At 68.4% G+C, this 16,179-nt stretch carries 20 protein-coding genes; 3 read left to right on the forward strand and 17 right to left on the reverse strand.

Annotated elements, in window-relative coordinates:
- Positions 1 to 18 precede the first annotated feature (18 nt).
- The 8 genes from nuoF to ACYQ78_RS11620 form a co-directional block, all read right to left on the reverse strand.
- The gene (gene nuoF, locus ACYQ78_RS11585; protein ID WP_459800793.1) at positions 19 to 1,305 is read right to left on the reverse strand and encodes an NADH-quinone oxidoreductase subunit NuoF; all 1,287 of its coding nucleotides are present in this window, start codon (positions 1,303 to 1,305) and stop codon (positions 19 to 21) included.
- Complete coding sequence (gene nuoE / locus ACYQ78_RS11590; protein WP_459800794.1) at positions 1,302 to 1,955, reverse strand: NADH-quinone oxidoreductase subunit NuoE; 654 nt, start codon at positions 1,953 to 1,955, stop codon at positions 1,302 to 1,304. The genes nuoF and nuoE overlap by 4 nt, the downstream gene beginning before the upstream one ends.
- Positions 1,952 to 3,268 carry an NADH-quinone oxidoreductase subunit D gene (locus tag ACYQ78_RS11595; RefSeq protein WP_459800795.1) on the reverse strand — a complete coding sequence of 439 codons (1,317 nt, stop codon included), beginning with the start codon at positions 3,266 to 3,268 and terminating at the stop codon, positions 1,952 to 1,954. Before ACYQ78_RS11595 ends, nuoE begins: the two co-directional genes overlap by 4 nt.
- Positions 3,265 to 3,918 (reverse strand): NADH-quinone oxidoreductase subunit C, encoded by a 654-nt coding sequence (locus ACYQ78_RS11600; RefSeq protein ID WP_459800796.1) that lies wholly within the window; start codon positions 3,916 to 3,918, stop codon positions 3,265 to 3,267. The genes ACYQ78_RS11595 and ACYQ78_RS11600 overlap by 4 nt, the downstream gene beginning before the upstream one ends.
- A complete protein-coding gene (locus ACYQ78_RS11605) occupies positions 3,915 to 4,466 on the reverse strand; it encodes a NuoB/complex I 20 kDa subunit family protein (protein WP_459800797.1) in 552 nt (183 codons plus the stop codon). Before ACYQ78_RS11605 ends, ACYQ78_RS11600 begins: the two co-directional genes overlap by 4 nt.
- Positions 4,466 to 4,825 (reverse strand): NADH-quinone oxidoreductase subunit A, encoded by a 360-nt coding sequence (locus ACYQ78_RS11610; protein ID WP_061300493.1) that lies wholly within the window; start codon positions 4,823 to 4,825, stop codon positions 4,466 to 4,468. The genes ACYQ78_RS11605 and ACYQ78_RS11610 overlap by 1 nt, the downstream gene beginning before the upstream one ends.
- A 53-nt stretch (positions 4,826 to 4,878) precedes the next feature.
- Positions 4,879 to 6,144 (reverse strand): geranylgeranyl reductase family protein, encoded by a 1,266-nt coding sequence (locus ACYQ78_RS11615; protein ID WP_459800798.1) that lies wholly within the window; start codon positions 6,142 to 6,144, stop codon positions 4,879 to 4,881.
- A gap of 180 nt (positions 6,145 to 6,324) precedes the next feature.
- Entirely contained in the window at positions 6,325 to 7,053 is a 729-nt protein-coding gene (locus tag ACYQ78_RS11620) for a demethylmenaquinone methyltransferase (protein WP_459800799.1), read from the reverse strand.
- 100 nt (positions 7,054 to 7,153) lie between these two features.
- On the opposite strand from ACYQ78_RS11620, the gene ACYQ78_RS11625 reads away from it, so the two are divergent.
- On the forward strand, positions 7,154 to 8,371 hold the full coding sequence (locus tag ACYQ78_RS11625; RefSeq protein WP_459800800.1) for an NHL repeat-containing protein: 1,218 nt from the start codon (positions 7,154 to 7,156) through the stop codon (positions 8,369 to 8,371).
- Here ACYQ78_RS11625 and ACYQ78_RS11630 read toward each other — a convergent pair.
- Positions 8,368 to 8,574 (reverse strand): DUF4229 domain-containing protein, encoded by a 207-nt coding sequence (locus ACYQ78_RS11630; RefSeq protein ID WP_459800801.1) that lies wholly within the window; start codon positions 8,572 to 8,574, stop codon positions 8,368 to 8,370. The two genes, ACYQ78_RS11625 and ACYQ78_RS11630, sit on opposite strands and share 4 nt — an antisense overlap.
- Before the next feature lie 240 nt (positions 8,575 to 8,814).
- Here ACYQ78_RS11630 and ACYQ78_RS11635 point away from each other — a divergent pair, with 240 nt between their 5' ends.
- Positions 8,815 to 9,039 carry a BldC family transcriptional regulator gene (locus ACYQ78_RS11635; protein WP_030456135.1) on the forward strand — a complete coding sequence of 75 codons (225 nt, stop codon included), beginning with the start codon at positions 8,815 to 8,817 and terminating at the stop codon, positions 9,037 to 9,039.
- A 116-nt stretch (positions 9,040 to 9,155) separates the two neighbouring features.
- On the opposite strand, the gene ACYQ78_RS11640 is transcribed toward ACYQ78_RS11635, so the two are convergent.
- Both ACYQ78_RS11640 and ACYQ78_RS11645 read right to left on the reverse strand, forming a co-directional pair.
- On the reverse strand, positions 9,156 to 9,404 hold the full coding sequence (locus tag ACYQ78_RS11640; protein WP_459800802.1) for a hypothetical protein: 249 nt from the start codon (positions 9,402 to 9,404) through the stop codon (positions 9,156 to 9,158).
- Between the two features lie 11 nt (positions 9,405 to 9,415).
- Complete coding sequence (locus tag ACYQ78_RS11645) at positions 9,416 to 10,186, reverse strand: hypothetical protein (protein WP_459800803.1); 771 nt, start codon at positions 10,184 to 10,186, stop codon at positions 9,416 to 9,418.
- Positions 10,187 to 10,435: 249 nt separating this feature from the next.
- Between ACYQ78_RS11645 and ACYQ78_RS11650 the strand changes: the two genes are divergently transcribed.
- Positions 10,436 to 10,732 carry a PLDc N-terminal domain-containing protein gene (locus ACYQ78_RS11650; RefSeq protein WP_459800804.1) on the forward strand — a complete coding sequence of 99 codons (297 nt, stop codon included), beginning with the start codon at positions 10,436 to 10,438 and terminating at the stop codon, positions 10,730 to 10,732.
- 6 nt (positions 10,733 to 10,738) lie between these two features.
- Here the strand turns inward: ACYQ78_RS11650 and ccsB are convergent, their stop codons facing one another.
- The 6 genes from ccsB to ACYQ78_RS11680 form a co-directional block, all read right to left on the reverse strand.
- On the reverse strand, positions 10,739 to 11,665 hold the full coding sequence (ccsB, locus tag ACYQ78_RS11655; protein WP_459800805.1) for a c-type cytochrome biogenesis protein CcsB: 927 nt from the start codon (positions 11,663 to 11,665) through the stop codon (positions 10,739 to 10,741).
- A complete protein-coding gene (resB, locus tag ACYQ78_RS11660) occupies positions 11,655 to 13,199 on the reverse strand; it encodes a cytochrome c biogenesis protein ResB (RefSeq protein WP_459800806.1) in 1,545 nt (514 codons plus the stop codon). Before resB ends, ccsB begins: the two co-directional genes overlap by 11 nt.
- The gene (locus tag ACYQ78_RS11665) at positions 13,196 to 13,924 is read right to left on the reverse strand and encodes a cytochrome c biogenesis CcdA family protein (RefSeq protein ID WP_459800807.1); all 729 of its coding nucleotides are present in this window, start codon (positions 13,922 to 13,924) and stop codon (positions 13,196 to 13,198) included. The genes resB and ACYQ78_RS11665 overlap by 4 nt, the downstream gene beginning before the upstream one ends.
- Positions 13,911 to 14,489 carry a TlpA family protein disulfide reductase gene (locus ACYQ78_RS11670; RefSeq protein ID WP_459800808.1) on the reverse strand — a complete coding sequence of 193 codons (579 nt, stop codon included), beginning with the start codon at positions 14,487 to 14,489 and terminating at the stop codon, positions 13,911 to 13,913. The genes ACYQ78_RS11665 and ACYQ78_RS11670 overlap by 14 nt, the downstream gene beginning before the upstream one ends.
- Positions 14,490 to 14,554: 65 nt before the next feature.
- A complete protein-coding gene (locus ACYQ78_RS11675) occupies positions 14,555 to 15,181 on the reverse strand; it encodes a histidine phosphatase family protein (protein WP_459800809.1) in 627 nt (208 codons plus the stop codon).
- A 39-nt stretch (positions 15,182 to 15,220) separates the two neighbouring features.
- Positions 15,221 to 16,141, reverse strand: a complete 921-nt coding sequence (locus tag ACYQ78_RS11680) for a LysR family transcriptional regulator (RefSeq protein ID WP_459800810.1) — start codon at positions 16,139 to 16,141, stop codon at positions 15,221 to 15,223.
- Positions 16,142 to 16,179: the final 38 nt, after the last annotated feature.

Raw genomic sequence — 16,179 nt, forward strand, 5'->3', positions numbered from 1 at the left:
GGTGGGTAGCTTGAATGGTCACTTGGTCCCCCACACAGTGGCGAGTGCGGGATCGAACGGGCAGCCGCCGATCTCGAAGTGCTTGAGGTATTCGTCGCGGAAGTGCTGCACCGAGGAGTAGATCGGGCTCGTCGCGCCGTCGCCCAGGGCGCAGAACGACCGGCCCAGGATGTTGTCCGCGATGTCGGTGATCGTGGTCAGGTCGTCTTCGTTGCCCTGACCCTTCTCCAGCCGCTTGAGCACCTGCTTGAGCCAGAAGGTGCCCTCACGGCAGGGGGTGCACTTGCCGCACGACTCGTGGGCGTAGAACTCGGTCCAGCGCAGCACCGAGCGGACCACGCAGGTGGTCTCGTCGAAGATCTGCAGGGCGCGGGTGCCGAGCATCGAGCCCTTGGCGCCGACCGACTCGAAGTCGAGCGGCACGTCGAGGTGCTCGTCGGTGAAGATCGGCGTGGAGGAGCCGCCGGGCGTCCAGAACTTCAGCCGGTGGCCCTCGCGGATGCCGCCCGCCATGTCGAGCAGTTCCCGCAGCGTGATGCCGAGGGGTGCTTCGTACTGGCCGGGGCGGGTCACGTGGCCGCTCAGCGAGAAGATGCCGAAGCCCTTGGACTTCTCGGTGCCCATGCCGGCGAACCAGTCGGCGCCGTTGGCCACGATCGAGGGGACCGAGGCGATCGACTCGACGTTGTTCACGACCGTCGGCGCGGCGTAGAGGCCCGCGATGGCCGGGAACGGCGGCTTGAGCCGGGGCTGGCCCCGGAAGCCCTCGAGCGAGTCGAGCAGGGCGGTCTCCTCGCCGCAGATGTACGCCCCGGCGCCGCTGTGCACGACGATCTCCAGGTCGTAGCCGCTGCCGAAGATGCCCTTGCCGATGTAGCCCTTCTCGTAGGCCTCACGGACCGCCGCCTGCACCCGCCGGATGACGTGGACGACCTCGCCCCGGACGTAGATGAAGGCGTAGTTGGCCCGGATCGCGTAGGCGGTGATGATGACGCCCTCCACCAGCGAGTGGGGGTTGGCCATCATCAGCGGGATGTCCTTGCAGGTCCCCGGCTCCGACTCGTCGGCGTTGACGACGAGGTAGTGGGGCTTGCCGTCGTTCTGCGGGATGAAGCCCCACTTCATGCCGGTCGGGAAGCCCGCGCCGCCACGGCCGCGCAGGCCGGAGTCCTTCACCGACTGGATGATCGCGTCGGGGTCCATGCCCAGCGCCGAGCGGGCGGCGGAGTAGTCGCCGTAGCCCTCCAGCGTGAACGAGTTGGGCAGGTCCCAGTTCTTGGTGAGGACCGGAGTCAGCGTGGTCACTTGGGAGCCTCCCAGCCGTTGGCCTTGGCGACGCGCAGACCCTCGAGCGAGGCGCCGGCGGCCGAGGGGCCCTCACCGGCGAGCTCGTCGGGCAGGCCCGCGAGCACCCGGGAGGTCTCCTTGAACGAGCAGAGCCGCGACGGCCCGCGCGTCGGGACGACGGGCTTGCCGGCCCGCAGGTCGTCGACGAGCTGCTTGGCCGAGTCGGGCGTCTGGTTGTCGAAGAACTCCCAGTTGACCATCATCACCGGCGCGAAGTCGCAGGCCGCGTTGCACTCGATGCGCTCCAGCGACACCTTGCCGTCGGAGGTGGCCTCCTCGTGCCCGATGCCGGTGTGCTCGCTGAGTTCGTCCCAGATCTGGTCGCCGCCCATCACCGCGCAGAGGGTGTTGATGCAGACGCCGACGTGGTATTCGCCTGCGGGCTTGCGCTTGTACATCGTGTAGAACGTCGAGACGCCCACGACCTCGGCCTTCGACAGGCCCAGCATCTCGGCGCAGAACTCCTGGCCGGCGTCGGAGACGTAGCCGTCTTCCGACTGGACGAGGTGGAGCAGCGGGAGCAGCGCCGACCTGGTCTTGGGGTACTTGCCGATGATCTCTTTGGCGTCCAGTTCCAGACGCTCGCGGACCTCTGGGGAGTAGGTCATCGGTCCACACCTCCCATGACGGGGTCGAGCGAGGCGACCGCCGAGATGACGTCGGCGATGTATCCGCCTTCGCACATGGCCGGCACGGCCTGCAGGTTCGTGAAGGACGGGTCGCGGAAGTGGACCCGGAAGGGCCGGGTGCCGCCGTCGCTCACCACGTGGGCGCCGAGCTCGCCGCGGGGCGACTCGACCGGCACGTAGGCCTGGCCGGCCGGCACGCGGAAGCCCTCGGTCACCAGCTTGAAGTGGTGGATGAGGGCCTCCATCGAGCTGCTCATGATGTGCGCGATGTGGTCGGGCGAGTTGCCGAGGCCGTCGGGGCCGAGCGCGAGCTGCGCCGGCCAGCCGATCTTCTTGTCCTCGATCATGACGGGCTGGTTCTTCAGCGGCCCGGTGAGCCGGTCGAGCGCCTGCTCGATCAGCTTCAGGGACTCCTCCATCTCCGAGACCCGGACCTGATAGCGCCCGTAGACGTCACAGGTGGTCTGGGTGGCGATGTCGAAGTCGTAGGTCTCGTAGCCGCAGTAGGGCTGCGACTTGCGCAGGTCCCACGGCAGGCCGGCGGCCTTCAGCACCGGGCCGGTGATGCCCAGCGCCATGCAGCCGGTCAGGTCGAGGTAGGCGATGTCCTTGGTACGCCGGGTGTAGACCGGGTTGGCGTCCAGGATCTTGCGCATGTCCTTGATCCGCTCGGGCATGACCTTGAGCAGCTCGCCGATCTTGTCGACGGCGCCGGCCGGCAGGTCGACGCTGACGCCGCCCGGCCGGATGTAGGCCATGTTCATCCGGAGACCGGTGATGTACTCCATGATGTCGAGCACCATCTCGCGCTCGCGCAGGCCGTAGAGGAACGGGGTGGTGGCCCCGAGCTCCATGCCGTAGGTGCAGATCGCCATCAGGTGGGAGGAGATGCGGGTGAGCTCCATCGTGAGCACCCGGATCGCCTGCGCCCGGTCGGGGATCCGGTCTTCGATGCCGAGGAGGCGCTCGACGCCGAGGCAGTAGGTCACCTCGTTGAAGATCGGCGACAGGTAGTCCATGCGCGTCACGAAGGTGACGCCCTGCGTCCAGGTGCGGTATTCGAGGTTCTTCTCGATGCCGGTGTGCAGGTAGCCGATGACGGTCCGGGCCTCGGTCACCGTCTCACCGTCGAGGGTGAGCACGAGCCGGAGCACGCCGTGGGTCGACGGGTGCTGCGGGCCCATGTTGATGACCAGCCGCTCCTCGGACGACTCGGCCACCGCCTCGGTGAGCTTGTCCCAGTCCTGACCGGCGACGTCGTAGACCTTGCCCTCGGTCGCTTCCGTGGTCATGCGTACGACCTCCTCTGGTCCGGCGCGGGGATCTCGGCGCCGCGGTATTCGACCGGGATGCCGCCCAGCGGGTAGTCCTTCCGCTGCGGGTGGCCCTCCCAGTCGTCGGGCATCTCGATCCGGGTGAGCCCGGGGTGCCCGTCGAAGATGATGCCGAAGAAGTCGAAGGTCTCCCGCTCGTGCCAGTTGTGCGTCGGGTAGACCGAGACCGTCGACGGCACGTGGCGGTCGTCGTCCGGCGTCGAGCACTCCACCCGCACGCGGCGGTTGTGGGTGATCGAGCACAGGTGGTAGACCGCGCGCAGCTCCGACCCGGCCTCGTGGGGGTAGTGCACCCCGGAGACGCCCAGGGACAGCTCGAACCGCAGGGCGGGGTCGTCGCGCAGCTTCTTCATGACCTCGACGAGGTGCTCGCGCGCCACGTGGAGGGTCAGTTCGCCCCGGTCGACCACGACCCGCTCGACGCCCTCGTGGTCGAGGCCGTCGACGATCTCGTCGAAGTAGCTCCCGTAGGGGCGCGGGGTGGAGACGGGGACGGGCCGCCGGACGACCAGGCCGCCGTAGCCGGAGGTGTCGCCGGTGCCCGAGGCGCCGAACATGCCGGTGCGGGCGATCGGCTGCTCCGGAACCTCAGGAAGGTTCTCGCTCATTTGTGCCCTCCCTGGTCGATGAGCGGCAGGGTGCGCAGCGCCTGGAGTTCGAGCTCCTGGACCTGCTTCTCCCGGTGGGCGCCGAACTTCATGTTCTGGATCTTGTCGTGCAGCTTGACGATCGCGTCGATGAGCATCTCGGGCCGCGGCGGGCAGCCGGGCAGGTAGATGTCGACGGGCACGACGTGGTCGACGCCCTGGACCACCGCGTAGTTGTTGAACATGCCGCCGCTTGAGGCGCACACGCCCATCGAGATGACCCACTTGGGCTCGGCCATCTGGTCGTAGATCTGGCGCAGCACCGGCGCCATCTTCTGCGAGAGGCGGCCGGCCACGATCATCAGGTCGGCCTGGCGGGGCGACGCGGACGCGCGCTCCATGCCGAAGCGGGCCAGGTCGTGCTTGGGGCCACCGGTGGACATGAGCTCGATCGCGCAGCAGGCGAGACCGAAGGTGGCCGGCCAGACGGAGTTCTTGCGAGCCCAGCCGGCGACCTGCTCGACGGTGGTCAGCGCGAAGCCGCTGGGCAGTTTCTCTTCAAGGCCCATTAGTCCCAGTCCAATCCGCGACGCCGCCACACGTAGGCGTACGCCACGAGCACGGTGACGATGAACAGCACCATCTCGACCAGACCGAAGACCCCGAGCTTGTCGAAGGCCACGGCCCACGGGTAGAGGAAGATGATCTCGATGTCGAAGACGATGAAGAGCATCGCGGTGATCATGTACTTCAGCGGGAACCGGCCGCCGCCGATCGGCTGCGGAGTCGGGTCGATACCGCACTCGTAGGCGTCGAGCTTGGCGCGGTTCCACCTCTTCGGCCCGGTGAACGGGGCGATGCTCACGGAGAAGACGGCGAATCCCGCCGCGAGAACCGCGAGCACCAGGATGGGGGCGTAGAGCTCCATCGCTTAAGGCGTCCTCTCGGTGATTGTGGTCATGATTCTTCGGTCCAGTGGTCTCATGCCGACGGCGCGACCTTCGACAGGGCGTTGATGATCCGGTCTGACGCGTCGCCACCGTGGTCGGTGAGGTTGCCCAGGAGTTTCAGGCTGAACTTCATCAACTGGGGGTGCGGCAGCGCGTGTCGCGTCAGGAAGTTCATCACGCCCGGCTTGCCGATCGCCTCGACGAAGGCACGCCCCAGTGTGAAATAGCCGCCGTACGCGTCTTTGAGGATTCCCGGGTAGGCCCGCAGGACCCGCTCGCGCGCGGCGGGGGTCGGCTGGGCCAGCGCGGTCACCACGGCGTCGGCCGCGATGCGGCCCGTTTCCATCGCGTACGCGATGCCCTCGCCGTTGAAGGGGTTGATCATGCCACCGGCGTCGCCGACGAGGACCAGGCCACGCGTGTAGTGGGGCTGCCGGTTGAAGGCCATCGGCAGCGCGGCACCACGGATCGGGCCGACCATGTTCTCTTCGACGAAGCCCCACTCGGCCGGCATGTTCTTGGTCCAGCGCCGGAGCAGGTCGCGGTAGTCGATCTTCTTGAAAGCCTCGCTGGTGTTGAGCAGACCGAGGCCGACGTTGGAGGTGCCGTCGCCGACGCCGAAGACCCACCCGTAGCCGGGCAGCAGGCGGTCGCCGTCGAACAGCTCCAGCCAGGTCTCGAGGTAGTCGTCGGTGTGACGGGGGCTCAGGTAGTAGGTGCGGACCGCGACCCCTATCGGGCGGTCTTCGCGCTTGTGCAGGCCCATGGCCAGGGAGATGCGGGTCGAGTTGCCGTCGGCCGCGATCACCAGGCGGGAGCGGTAGACGTCGCCGGAGGCGGTCTTCACGCCGACGACGTGGCCGCTGCGCTCGTCGATCACCGGGGCGGTCACGTTCACGCCCTGGAGGAGGGTGACGCCCTTGCCCACCGCGTGGTCGGCCAGGATCTGGTCGAAGTCCTTGCGGGTGCGGACCAGCCCGAAGTCGGGGAAGCTCGACAGCTCCGGCCAGTCGAGCTCGAACGACAGGCCGCCGCCGACGACGCGCAGGCCCTTGTTCCTGATCCAGCCGGGGGCGTTGACGTCGACCCCCATCGAGAGCAGTTCTTTGACCGCTCGCGGGGTGAGGCCGTCGCCGCAGACCTTCTCCCTGGGGAAGGTCGTCTTCTCCAGCAACAGGACGGACAGCCCGGACTGCGCCAGATAAAACGCGGTCGTCGATCCGGCGGGGCCGGCACCGACGACGATCACATCGGCATCGGTCTCGCTCCGCCTGGCCGCAAGGGCTGGCTCGCTCACGAGGGGACCTGTCCTGTCCTTTTGAGTTCTTTCGTGCCTTTGTGAACTACTTCACAAACTTGTCGCGCCGCAGTCTAGTCCCTCCCCCGACACGTTCGTCAGGGGGTAGAGGGCTACCGGCGGGTAAACATGCACCTTCCTGGCGAAAAGATCGCCTGGCCTGGCGCCGCCGTGCAATTTTCATGACATTTCCGGTCGGATTGCGCGGTGCAGCGCCACGATCCCCATGCTCAGGTCACGCCACGCCACACGCTTCCACCCGGCGCCCTGGATCACCGTCGCCAGGCTCCGCTGGTCGTGCCAGTCGCGGATGGACTCGGCGAGGTATTCATAGGAGTCGGGGTTGGAGCTGACCGCGCGCGCCACCACCGGCAGCAGCCGCATCAGATACTGCGTGTAGACCGTGTCGAACGCCTTCGGCTTCGGCCGTGAGAACTCGCAGATGACCAGACGCCCGCCGGGCCGGGTGACCCGCAGCAGCTCTTCGAGCGCCTGGGTGGTGTCGGCGACGTTGCGCAGCCCGAACGAGATCGTGACGGCGTCGAACACCCCGTCGGCGAACGGCAGCCTGAGCGCGTCGCCCGCGACGAACGTCACACCCGCGACGCCGCCGGTCAGCCCCGAGGAACCCCGGCGCTCGACGCCCGTGCGCAGCATGCCGAGCGAGAAGTCGCAGGCGATGGCGCGCGCGCCGAGCTGGGTGAAGGCGTCGGTGGAGGTGCCGGTGCCGGCCGCGAGGTCGAGCACGAGTTCGCCGGGCCCGGCGTCGATCGCGGACGCGGTGGCCCGCCGCCACAGCCGGTCCTGGCCGAGCGACAGCACGTCGTTGACGAGGTCGTAGCGCGCGGCCGTGCGGTCGAACATGGCCGCGACCTCATGGGGCTGTTTGTCCAGCGAAGCGCGCGTCATGGTGCCCAGCCTAGGACTCCCTCACACACCGTCATGCCACGCCCGGTCGAATGTGCACAACGTAGTGCGTTGATTACTCTGCGTCTGCTAGGACTTGGCCATGCGTGCCAGATTCATGATCACAGTAAGCGCTCTCGCGCTCGTCGCCACCCCGGCCTCGGCGGGCGTCCGCCACACGTCGGTCGTGTCGGCGAACCCCGCGAACTCCACGCCCCACGTGTTAGACGGCATCGTCAACGCGTTCGCGCTGGTGGGGAACACGGTGGTGGTCGGCGGAGAGTTCTCCTCGGTCAAGTCGGGCAGCGCCACCTTCCGCCGCACCAACCTGTTCGCGTTCGACCTGACGACCGGCCGCGTCTCCCCCTTCGCCCCCTACCTCGACGGCCCGGTCAACGCGCTGGCCGCCGGGGTCAACGGCACCGTCTACGCCGGCGGCTCCTTCTCCCGGGGCGTCGCCGCGCTCGCGGTCCCGTCGGGCGCCCCGCTCGCGTCGTTCGGGGCCACCGCCTACGGCGGCGAGATCACCTCTCTTGTACGTCACGGCGCGCACCTCTACGTCGGTGGTGATTTCTCCCACATCGGCAGAGCCCAGCGCACCGCCCTCGCCCGTCTCGACACCACGACCGGCGCGGTCGACCCCGCGTTCACCGTCACCCCCGGCGACAGCCGTTCGGAAGGCGACCCGAAGGTCCACGCGATGGCCGCGACGAAGGACCGCCTGATTCTCGACGGCTCGTTCACCACCCTCGACGGCAAGCCGCGCGACCAGCTCGGCCAGATCGACCTCACGACCGGCAAGGTGGCCCCCTGGCGCACCAACGCCTATGTCCCCCATTGCCGCGACGGATTTCCCTCTTATGTACGCGGTCTCGACGTCTCCCCCGACGGCAGCTATTTCGTGGTCGTCACGACCGGCGGCGCCGCGCCGAAGACGGGAAAACTCTGCGACACGGCCGCGCGCTTCGAGACGTACGCGAAAGGCGCCAACGTGAAGCCCACGTGGGTCAACCACACGGGCGGAGATTCGCTCTACAGCGTCGCCGTCACCGGCAAGGCCGTTTACGTCGGGGGCCATCAGCGGTGGATGGACAACCCGCTCGGAAACGACTCGGCCGGGCGCGGAGCGGTCCCGCGAGAGGGCATCGCCGCGATCCATCCGAGAACTGGAATGGCGCTCGGGTGGAATCCCGGCCGCGAGAGAGGAATCGGGGTGAAGGCCTTTCTCGCGGTAAAGAAGGGTCTTTTGGTGGGAAGCGACACCACGAAGCTCGGCCACGAGTACCATGCCCGAGTCGGAATGTTCCCGATGCCTGACTAGCTCTCGGGCTGGTCTCCCTTCCTGCTCACGCGCTCGCTGATCACGTCCCGCTGCTTCGACAGCAGAACGTAACTGGCGAGACCGCTGACCAAGACGGCGACGGCGAACAACGCGAAGTCCCGTAGACCCAGCAGCGCGAGAACGCCGAGAGTCACGGCGAACAGCGCCAGGCGGGACAGGGTGTAGACGATTACCGGATGCACGCCGTAGAGGTTACGTCACTGTCCCGTATGGCGGACTCTCTTCGCATCCGTCGCGAGCGCTGCTAGTGTGCCCATCACGGCGCTTTCGTAAAGAAACACCCACGAGCGCCCCAAAGAGGCTCTATCATATAACAATCGGGCACTGAGCCGGTAACATCCCGTGATCTTCTCTGAAAACCACGGATAAATCAGGCTTCGCTCGGCACACTGGTTACCTGTCCGCCCGCTGCAGGACGCGGGATGCGAGGGGGAGAGATTGTGGAGAGTAGCAGCGAGCGACTGCTGACCCCTGGAGAGGTTGCCGCCCTCTTCAGGGTCGACCCGAAGACCGTGACTCGCTGGGCCGCGGCGGGGCGAATCAGCAGCATCCGTACCCCCGGAGGGCACCGGCGTTTCCGCGAGTCGGAAGTGCACGCCCTTCTCCGTGGAGAGGACGTCCTTACGGCCGACAAGCCGAACGGGTAGCTTCGCGGAAGAGACGCAGTAAGGCGCGGCAGACCAAGAGCCGCGCCTTTTCTGTTTTCCAGGCTCTGTTGTCGGGGCGTCAAAACGCGCCGGCAACAGAATGGACTTATAAAATATTACCCATTGGTCGTGTCCTGTTCCGCCTTGAAGGCCAGGAATTCACGTTCCAGCTCGTCGTTCTCTTCTTGCCATCTGCGCCGCCGCTCGGCTTCTTCCTCCTCGGTGATGGACTCGCCGAGCCACTGGTCGTAGTCCGGCTCGCCGGGCGCGATCTCGACATACGCGTTGCCGATCAGGCGGCCGTCGTCGCTGGTCAACGACTGCGGGACCCGCAGCGTGCCGTCAGCGAGCCGGATCACGAACATCGGGGACCTACCTAGATTCCGTAGCGCCTGTTGAAGAAGAGCATGACGTTGAGTGCGGTGCGGGTGTCCCCGCCCAGCATGTCTACCAGGGCGGGACGCTGCCTCGACGCGATGGCGGCGAAGGCGTCGGCGAAGAACTCCTTGCGGCCGAGTTCTCCGGACTGCTTGTGGAAGGCCGAGGCCAGATGTGGGATGCACTCGTCGTAGAGAGCGGCGAACTCGGGTGAGTCCGAGACCCACTCTCCCGGACGGGAGTCCACGTCGTCCAGCGCATGACCGACTTCGTGCATCATCACATCGGGCGTGGGGCTCGGGCGGTCACCGACGACGATCTTGCGGTCGCCGTACGCGCCGGCGCAGATGTCCCAGGTCGCACGGCCACTCGGGAGCGGGGCGCCGCGCAGGTAGCCCATGTCGTCGAGGTCGGGAACGCCTCCCGGGCCGATGTAGATGCCGTCGAGCCCGTTCGCGAGCGTCTCCTTCAGCCGGTCGGGCAGCCGGGCCAGGCTGTCGACCGCGCGGAGGATGTCGGGCGGCGGTGGGCCGTCCATGGCGTCCCACTGGCGATAGAGGATGGTCTCCAGGGCGCCACAGTTACGGCGGCCGTCGCGGTAGTCGGGGCTGTCGGGGTGGTGCGGTTCGGCGCGCGCGGGCTGGTCGTCCAGCTCGAAGTCGCGCCAGGTGTACTGAGGCCGGTCGAGGACGGGGGCGGTCACCGGGGTCTCGACGACTCGGGGTGCGTCGGCCCAGAAGTCGGTCCGTTCGGTGACTTTTGTCTCCATGCGTTCCTGCGTTGCCTCGGCCTTGCGACCCGAGACATAGCTGGCTTCTGCGTGGCTCCGCTGCCACCACCGATTCCCTCGCCGGTGGCGGCCTCTGTCGCCCTGCTGCGCCATCGCACCTCTCTCTAGGTCGGGAAGGTGCTGTACCGGTCCACCGTACGATGCCCGTCTGGTCCGAGTCATCCCGCTTCGTCGGTCGCTATGCAAGACGCAACACGATCAGCCCGCGGCATGGCATACCGTGTTGGGATGGCGAACGTGGTTGTCGGCCTGGCGTTGCTGGCCTTCTGGCTCTACTGCCTCTTCGACGTCATCACCACTCCCCCGGAAATCGTGCGGACCCTCCCCAAGGCCGCATGGGTCCTGGTCGTGATGATTCCGGCGATGGGCGGAGTGTTGTGGCTGCTCGCGGGCCGTCCGGTGCCCGAAGCGGTCACCCCCGGGCAGAACCTTCTCCCCTCGCCGCCGCCCGAGGCGCCGAGGGGTCCCGATGACGATCCCGACTTCCTGCGCAGCCTCGAACGCAAGCTCCGCGACGAGGACTGACCGGTCTTACTTGACGTCGGCGTAGGAGTGCATGCCGCCGATGAAGATGTTCACCCCGACCAGGTTGAACATCAGGCAGGCGAAGGCGATGAGCGAGACGATCATCGCGGCCTTGCCCTTCCACCCGGCGGTCGCGCGGGCGTGCAGGTAGGCGGCGTAGGCGACCCAGGTGATGAACGCCCAGACCTCTTTCGGGTCCCAGCCCCAGTAACGGCCCCACGCCTTGTCGGCCCACAGCGCGCCCGAGATGACGGCGAACGTCCAGATCGGGAAGGCGATGACGATGACCCGGTGGGTGACCCGCTCGAGGTCGGCCCGCGAGGGCAGCCTCGACGGGCCGTCCTTGCGAATCAGGAACAGCGCCGCGGCGACGCCGCCGACGATGAACAGGCCGCTGGCCGCGATGGCGGCGGTGACGTGGATGGCCACCCAGTAGGAGTCGAGCGCGGGCACGACCGGGCCGGCCTGCGTGTAGAGCACCCGCACCGAGAAGCCGAGACCGATCGCGCCGACCACGGCGACGAACGCGCCGAGGAACCTGACCGGGTAGCGGAGCTGGAGGAACAGGAACACCGTGACCGCCGCGAGCAGCATGGCCACGACGAATTCGTACATGTTGCCCCACGGCCAGCGGTCGACCGCCAGGCCGCGCGTGAGCGTGCCGCCGAGGTTCGCGGCCCAGCCGAGCCACATGGCCGCGGTGCCGACGAGACCCGCTTTGGGCGCCCAGGAGGCGGGTTCCGGCGCGGCGGGGGCCTCGGGGGCCTCCTCCTCCGGCGGACCGCCGACGGCGACCAGCTTCCGTTCGCGCACCGTCTCGGTGACGCGGCCGAAGGCCAGTTCGAGGGCGTAGCCGACCATCGCGGCCAGATAGAGGAGAATGGCGGCCAGCACGAGCTGGTCGCTCAATGTGGCCAGGCGATCAGGGGACATCCTTCACCTCTGCGCGAGCGTGCTGTTCCAGGGCTTGGGTCAGTTCGGCGAACTCCTCGCCGAAGTCACCGCCCTCGGTGCGGGTCAATCCTCCCACTGTGACCCCTCCGTCCCTCAGCCGCACCCACACGCGACGGCGGTGGATGAGCAGGGACAGCAGCAGGCCGAGGATCGCGGCGCCGGAGGCGAGCAGGGCCGGGAAGCGGCCCGGGTCGTAGGTGGTCTGGAGGGTGATCCATTCCTTGACGCCGGTGAACTCGATCTTCCCGGCGCCCTCGGGCAGGTCGATGGTCTCGCCGACGGCCATGGGCTTGGGCGAGGCGGTCATCTGGCCGAGGGGCTTGAGGTTCTGGTGGGCGCCCAGGTCGTACACCGACTGAGGGGTTCCCGCGTCGAGACCCAGGTCGCCCTTGAACGGCCAGATCTGCACGGTCGGGTTGGCCGCGCCCGGGAAGATGGACAGCCATTCGGTGCCGTTCGGCACCGTCGAGGGCAGGAAGCGGCCGAGGAAGGCGAGCTGCTCGGGGGCGGCGTCGGGCACCTTGATGACGCACTCGGACTCGAAGGTCGAGGTGTTGTTGACCAGGCAGGGCACCGCGCCCTCGAAGGCCACCTTGCCGTCGCCGCCGGTAATGCGGAACGTGGGGGCGTAGCCGTGGCCGATGAGATAGGTCAGGGTGCCGTCGGCGTCGAGGGGTTCGTTGACCCGCAGGTCGAACTCGCGCTCGGGACCGCCCGGCAGATCCTGCACGGCGAGCTTGGCGAAGTAGTCGAGCGGCTGGCCCTGCTTCTCGTGACCGGGGCCGACGTAGGTCGCCTGGAAGTCCTTCAGCGTGAACGAGAACGGCTGGAGGTCTTCCGGCGACACCTGCGACCCGGGCAGGTAGCGGTCGTAGGCGGCCACCGTGTTGGAGAACCCGTCGCCCTCGACGACCAGGACGTTGCCCCGGTAGCCGAACAGCCCGCCCGCGCCCACCGCGACCAGCAGCACGAGCAGCGCGACGTGGAAGAGCAGGTTGCCGGTCTCACGCAGGTGGCCCTTCTCGGCCGACACCCAGCCGTCGCCGGTCGCCACCCGCCAGCGCCTGGAGCGCAGGTAGGCCTCGGCCGAGGCGAGGTCGCCCTCGATGTCGGCGCTGTGCGGCAGCCGCGACAGGTTGCGCGGCGCGGGCGGAGGAGTGCGCCGGATCTCCTTCAGGTGCACGCCCAGGCGCGGCACCACGCAACCGACCAGCGACAGGAACAGCAGCAGGTAGATGGCCGCGAACCAGGGCGCCTTGAAGACGTCGAACAGCCAGAACCGGTCGAGCCACTCGGCCTTGACCGGGTCGTTCTGGAAATAGCGGGCCACCGCGCCCGGATCGACCCCGCGCTGCGGGAACAGCGACCCCGGCACGGACGCCAGCGCCAGCAGGAACAGCAGGATGAGGGCGGTGCGCATCGAGGTGAGCACCCGCCAGCCCCAGCGCAGCCAGCCGACCGGGCCCAGCCCCATCGGGCGGCCGGCGGTTGTCTTCTCTTCGGTCAGCGTCATATCACCGGCTCGAATCCGCCGATCCACACCTGCAGACCGGCGATGAGCTCGCCCCACAGACCGGTGACCAGCAGCAACCCGACGGCGACCAGCATGGCTCCTCCGATCCGCGTGATGAGCTGCGTGTGGCGGCGCACCGCCTTGAAGGTGTGGAGCGCCTTGCGGTAGGCGAGCCCGGCCACCACGAAGGGCAGCCCGAGCCCGAGGGCGTAGCCGAACGCGAGCAGCGCGCCCCTGGCGGCACTGCCCTGGTCGACCGAGAGCGTCAGCACGACGGCCAGCGTCGGGCCGATGCACGGTGTCCAGCCGAGCCCGAACACGATACCCAGCAGCGGCGCTCCCGCGAGCCCGGCCGCCGGCATCTTGTGAATGCGGAAGTCACGCTGCATCCCCGGGATCAGCCCGATGAACGCCAGCCCGAGCACGATCGTGACCCCACCGAGCACCCGCGTGATCACCTCGGCGTTGCCGAGCAGCGCCGACCCGAGCCCGCCGAACAGCGCGCCGCCCAGCACGAACACCAGGGCGAACCCGAGCACGAACAGCACCGAGCCGAGCAGCAGCCGCCCCCGCTTGGGGTCGGCGCTCATGCCGGTCACGTACGACAGATAGCCCGGCACCAGCGGCAGCACACATGGCGACAGGAACGACACCAGGCCCGCGAGCAGCGCGATCGGCAGGGCGACCAGCAGCGAGCCCGAGGCGACGGTGTCAGCGAGATTCACTGGAGACCTTGGTCACGGCGTCGAACAGCGCCTGGTATTTCACGGCGCCCAGCGCGCGGGCCGCGATCCTGCCCTCTTTGTCGATGATGAGCGTGGAGGGGATGGCGGCGGGCGGGACCGTACCGGAGAAACCGAGCAGGACCTTTCCGGCCTGGTCGTGGATGCTCGGGTAGCCCGGGGCGAGCTGCGAGTCGTAGGCCGTGGCGGCGGCCTTCTGGTCTTTGAAGTTGATGCCGAGGAAGTCGACACCGTTTGCCTTGGTGCGGGCGGCGACGTCTTTGAGCGTCGGGCCCTCGGCCCGGCACGGTGCGCACCACGAGGCCCAGAAGTTGATGACGGTGACCCTGCCCTTGGCCATCGTGGCCGCAGCGCCTTCGAGGGTCTGGCCCTCGACGACCGGCGCGGGCTTGCGGTCGGCCGCCGCGAAGATCTGCACCTTGCCGTCACCGGCGACGAAGCGGGTGTCGTCGGACTCCGGCTGCCCGCTGCCCCCGACGTTCCCGGCGCACCCGGCCAACACCAGCACCGAGCACACGGCGACGACGGCACGCGAGAAGGGGGACATGGAGGAGATCTCCTTGAACTACAACCGGTAGAGCGACCAGCCTACCGGGGAGATGCCGTGGTCCCTCAAACGCCCTTCAGCAACGCGGCGGCCGGTTCGGTGTAGCCGACGCTGACCAGCCGATCACCGTCGAAAGTGAAGGTCGTCAGGCTGCACAGGCTGCACTGACGGCGGCGCGGGTCGTGCCAGAGGCGCTTGCTCTCGGTGGCCAGGCGGATGATCCAGATCGGGAGCTGGTGGGAGACCAGCAGCGCCTCGTGGCCCCGCGACGCGGCGCGCGCGTCGTCGATGACCGACTTCATGCGGGCCACGACGTCGCGGTAGGGCTCGCCCCACGACGGGCGGCGCGGGTCGCGGAAGTGCCAGAAGTTGCGCGGATCGCGGAAGAAGGCGCGGTTGTCGTTCTGGACCTTCTTGCCCTCGAAGACGTTCGCGGCCTCGATCAGCCGCTCGTCGAGGACCATGGGCAGCTTGAGCACCTCGGCCGAAGCGGCCGCGGTCTCCTGGGCCCGCTCCATCGGCGAGCTCCACAGGGTCACGATGTCGCGGTTGGCCAGGGATTTCGCCGCCATGTCGGCCATCGCCCGGCCGTTGTCCGACAGGTGGAAGCCGGGCAGCCTGCCGTAGAGGACCCCGGTCGGGTTGTACACCTCACCATGGCGCAAGAGGTGAACGACGGTCGTCTCAGTCATGGTGGCGCCAGCCTACTCGGACGACATGACGAGACGGCGTCAGGCCAGCCGAAGTGAGGTCTCCAGTTCCCCGCTGACCGCCCGCAGCGCCTCGACGGCGGCCCGGATGGCCGGACGGCGGGCGGCGTCGGTCCGCCACAACGCGTAGATGCGCCGGGTCGGCCGGGGCAGGATCGGGATGATCCGCACCCCTTCGGGCACCGGGCCCCGCCCGAGCCTGGGGATCAGCGCGTGGCCGTGACCGGCCGCGACCAGGGCGAGCTGGGTCGGATATTCGTCGGCCATGCAGACGATCTCGGGCTCCTTGCCGGCCGAGCGCACCAGGAACAGCAGGAAGTCGTTGCAGACCGTGCCCGCGCCCGAGGTGATCCAGCGGTCGTCGGGCAGGTCGGACAGCGAGATCTCGCGCCGGTCGGCCAGCGGGTGGTCGGCCGGGACGGCGATGTCGGCCACGTCGTCGAGCAGGGCGTGGCGCGACAGCCCCTCGGGCATGGCCATCGGGCGGTTCAGCCAATCTTGCACCACGGCCAGGTCGATCTCGCCGCGCGTGACCTCGCGGATCTGACGCTCGGGCTCGCGCTCGGAGAACATCAGCCCGAGGTCGGGGTGCTGCTCGTTGAGCATCTTCAGCGCCTTGGGGAAGATGCCGCGCGCGGCCGTCGGGAAGGCCGCGATCGACAGGCGGCCGACCACCGCGCCGCGCAGCGCCTCGAAGTCGGCCTCGGCCGTCTCGACCAGGGCGAGGATCCGCTCGGCGTGCTCGGCGAGCAGGCCGGCCGCGTCGGTCAGCTTGACGCCGCGGCCGTTGCGCTCGACCAGCACCGCGCCGGTCTCCTTCTCCAGCTTCGCGAGCTGCTGGGAGATCGCCGACGGGGTGACCATCAACGCTTCGGCCGCCGCGCCGACGGAGCCGTAGGTGGCGACGGCGTGCAGGGCCTTGAGCCGGTGCAAGTCCAACATGTAGTCAGTCTAAAGCGTCCACCCAAGAAAATCTCGCT

It is taken from the genome of Herbidospora sp. RD11066, assembly GCF_054661255.1.

Coding starts and splice junctions, on each gene's coding strand:
- ACYQ78_RS11600 (WP_459800796.1), bottom strand. CDS start 3,918: ATGAGCGAGAACCTTCCTGAGGTTCCGGAGCAGCCGATCGCCCGCACC.
- nuoE (WP_459800794.1), bottom strand. CDS start 1,955: ATGACCTACTCCCCAGAGGTCCGCGAGCGTCTGGAACTGGACGCCAAA.
- ACYQ78_RS11645 (WP_459800803.1), bottom strand. CDS start 10,186: ATGGAGACAAAAGTCACCGAACGGACCGACTTCTGGGCCGACGCACCC.
- ACYQ78_RS11610 (WP_061300493.1), bottom strand. CDS start 4,825: ATGGAGCTCTACGCCCCCATCCTGGTGCTCGCGGTTCTCGCGGCGGGA.
- ACYQ78_RS11650 (WP_459800804.1), top strand. CDS start 10,436: ATGGCGAACGTGGTTGTCGGCCTGGCGTTGCTGGCCTTCTGGCTCTAC.
- resB (WP_459800806.1), bottom strand. CDS start 13,199: ATGACGCTGACCGAAGAGAAGACAACCGCCGGCCGCCCGATGGGGCTG.
- ACYQ78_RS11640 (WP_459800802.1), bottom strand. CDS start 9,404: ATGTTCGTGATCCGGCTCGCTGACGGCACGCTGCGGGTCCCGCAGTCG.
- ACYQ78_RS11635 (WP_030456135.1), top strand. CDS start 8,815: ATGCGAGGGGGAGAGATTGTGGAGAGTAGCAGCGAGCGACTGCTGACC.
- ACYQ78_RS11625 (WP_459800800.1), top strand. CDS start 7,154: ATGCGTGCCAGATTCATGATCACAGTAAGCGCTCTCGCGCTCGTCGCC.
- ccsB (WP_459800805.1), bottom strand. CDS start 11,665: ATGTCCCCTGATCGCCTGGCCACATTGAGCGACCAGCTCGTGCTGGCC.
- ACYQ78_RS11680 (WP_459800810.1), bottom strand. CDS start 16,141: ATGTTGGACTTGCACCGGCTCAAGGCCCTGCACGCCGTCGCCACCTAC.
- ACYQ78_RS11670 (WP_459800808.1), bottom strand. CDS start 14,489: ATGTCCCCCTTCTCGCGTGCCGTCGTCGCCGTGTGCTCGGTGCTGGTG.
- ACYQ78_RS11595 (WP_459800795.1), bottom strand. CDS start 3,268: ATGACCACGGAAGCGACCGAGGGCAAGGTCTACGACGTCGCCGGTCAG.
- ACYQ78_RS11620 (WP_459800799.1), bottom strand. CDS start 7,053: ATGACGCGCGCTTCGCTGGACAAACAGCCCCATGAGGTCGCGGCCATG.
- ACYQ78_RS11605 (WP_459800797.1), bottom strand. CDS start 4,466: ATGGGCCTTGAAGAGAAACTGCCCAGCGGCTTCGCGCTGACCACCGTC.
- ACYQ78_RS11675 (WP_459800809.1), bottom strand. CDS start 15,181: ATGACTGAGACGACCGTCGTTCACCTCTTGCGCCATGGTGAGGTGTAC.